The 2,329-nt window shown below is 72.2% G+C and carries 2 protein-coding genes; both read left to right on the forward strand.

Translation table 11 applies throughout. From position 1 onward, the window contains the following. Positions 1-118 precede the first annotated feature (118 nt). Entirely contained in the window at positions 119-1,498 is a 1,380-nt protein-coding gene (gene istA / locus OF117_RS22000; RefSeq protein WP_263554995.1) for an IS21 family transposase, read from the forward strand. Further along, positions 1,495-2,286 carry an IS21-like element helper ATPase IstB gene (istB, locus tag OF117_RS22005; RefSeq protein ID WP_263554996.1) on the forward strand — a complete coding sequence of 264 codons (792 nt, stop codon included), beginning with the start codon at positions 1,495-1,497 and terminating at the stop codon, positions 2,284-2,286. The genes istA and istB overlap by 4 nt, the downstream gene beginning before the upstream one ends. Positions 2,287-2,329: the final 43 nt, after the last annotated feature.

The raw sequence follows: 2,329 nt of genomic DNA on the forward strand, positions 1-2,329 counted from the left end.
AGGTCCGCGTACGACCTGACGTGTCGTTCCTCCGGCGAGTTGTTCCCCCTCGCCCACTGGGTGGTGATCACCCTCCGGCTGTCAGCCGCCAAGCAGACAGACCGAAGGGTGACCGCCCATGATCCTGCCGCCGGAGGCATGGATGGATCTACGACGCTTTAGGCCCCTGCGTGAGGCCGGGGCCTCCTGGAAGGAGATCGCCGCCGAGGTCGGCTGCGACCCGCGGACGGTGAAGAAGTACATCAACGGCCCGCCGACCCCGCCGGTGGCGCCGCCGCGGATCGGCACCCAGCCGCGCAAGATCGAGCATCTGGCGCCTGTGGTCGACGCCTGGCTGGCGAAAGACATCACGCTGCGGGCGTCGGTGATCCACGAACGCCTGGTCGCCGAGCACGGCTTTTCCGGCTCGTATCAGCGGGTAAAGCTGTACGTCGCCGAGGCCCGGCCGCGGATCGCCGCCGAGCTCGGCCTGCCCGGGCCGCTGTCGGGGCTGCACCGCCGGTTCGAGGTCACCCCGGGCGCGCAGGCCCAGGTGGACTGGGGCACCGAGTCCCGCAGCATCGCCAGGGCGGTGGGGGTGCGCTACGTCTACTCGTTCCACATGACGCTCTCGTACTCGCGGGATCCGTTCTGCTGCTTCACCACCAGCCTGGACCTCGGCACCTTCTTCGGCTGCCACGCCCGGGCGTTTCAGCACTTCGGCGGGGTGCCCGGCAGCCTCGTCTACGACCGAACCAAGACCGTGGTGCGCCGGCACGTCGCGCCGGGGCGGGCGGGGCCGATCCATCCCGAGGCCGCCGCGTTCGCCGAGCACTACGGGTTCGCCATCGATGTGCTCGCCGCCCGCCGCCCCAAGGGAAAGGGCCGGGTGGAGCGGCAGGTGCTGATCGTCCGCGAGCACGTGCTCGCCGGCCGGCAGTTCGACTCGCTGGACGGGCTGGACGCCGCGTTCGGCGAGTGGCTGCCGATCCGCCGGGCCCAGACCCACCGCACCCACGGGCAGGTCATCGCCGTGCGCGCCCAGGCCGACCGGGCCGCGCTGGGGCCGCTGCCGGCAACTCCGTATCGGGTGTGTGACCGGTTCCTGCGCCGGGTCGGCAAGGACTGCCTGGTCTCCTTCGAGTCCTCCCGCTACTCCATCCCCGCCGAGCACGTGATCGCCGGGATGACCGTGGAGCTGCGGGTCGGCCCGGACACCGTGGCGATCCACGCCACCGGCCCGAATCCGCGGCTGCTTGCCGAACACCGCCGGGCCCGGCACCGCGGGGACGACCAGATCGACCCCGCCCACTGGGACGGGCTGCCCGACGGGCACACCCGGGCGGTCACCTTCACCGCACCCGACCCGGCCGTCGCCGAGCCACCGGGGGCGCAGCGGCTGGAGCCGGTGCCGATGCTGGGCGACCGGCCGGGCATAAGCATCGCGGTCGCCCGCCGCGACCCCCGGGTCTACGACCAGGCCGCCGGCCTGGCCGGCACGATCGGCGGTGCGGCATGACCGACCAACTCGCCAAGCCGCCCGAGGGGCTGGTGGCCGACCGGATCCGCCGGCACGCCGAACGCCTGCTGCTGCACCACCTCGCCGACGAGGCGACCGCGCTGGCCGCCCGGGCCGAGGCCGCCCAGCTGGGCTACCTGGACTTCCTCGACCAGGTCCTCGAGGAAGAGGTCGGCGTCCGCGAGGGCCGCCGGTTCCGCAACGCGCTCAAGCTCTCCGGGCTGCCACACCACAAGACCCTGGACGAGTTCGACTTCGCCTTCCAGCCCGACCTCGCCCCCCGCCGGATCCGCGACCTGGCCGCCCTCGGCTTCGTGCGCGCGCGTTCCAACGTGGCCCTGCTCGGCCCGCCCGGCGTGGGCAAGACCCACATCGCCGTCGCCCTGGCGGTGGCCGCCTGCCAGGCCGGGTTCTCCATCTACTTCACCGCCGTCGACGACCTGGTCCGCCAGCTGCGCGAGGCCGAGACGCTGGGCCGGTTCGCCACGAAGCTGCAGACCTACCTCAAACCCGCCGTCCTCGTCCTCGACGAGGTCGGCTACCTGCCGCTGAGCCGGGCGGAGGCGAACATGCTCTTCCAGCTGGTCGCCCGCCGCTACGAACGCGGCTCCATCGTGCTGACCTCGAACAAGGCGTTCTCCGAATGGGGCGCCATCACCGGCGACGAGGTGCTGGCCACCGCCATCCTCGACCGGCTGCTGCACCACTGCAACGTGCTCTCCATCAACGGCCCCAGCTACCGACTTAAGGACCGATTCCTCACCCCACCGGAGCCGCCGATGCCATGATCGGAGCGCCGCGGGAACGACACGTCAGGCCGTACGCCCAACG

The organism is Geodermatophilus sp. YIM 151500 (assembly GCF_025716945.1).
Taxonomy (GTDB): Bacteria; Actinomycetota; Actinomycetes; order Mycobacteriales; family Geodermatophilaceae; genus YIM-151500.

Excerpts from the sequence above, each read along its gene's own strand:
- istA (WP_263554995.1), top strand. The coding sequence starts at position 119 with ATGATCCTGCCGCCGGAGGCATGGATGGATCTACGACGCTTTAGGCCC.
- istB (WP_263554996.1), top strand. The coding sequence starts at position 1,495 with ATGACCGACCAACTCGCCAAGCCGCCCGAGGGGCTGGTGGCCGACCGG.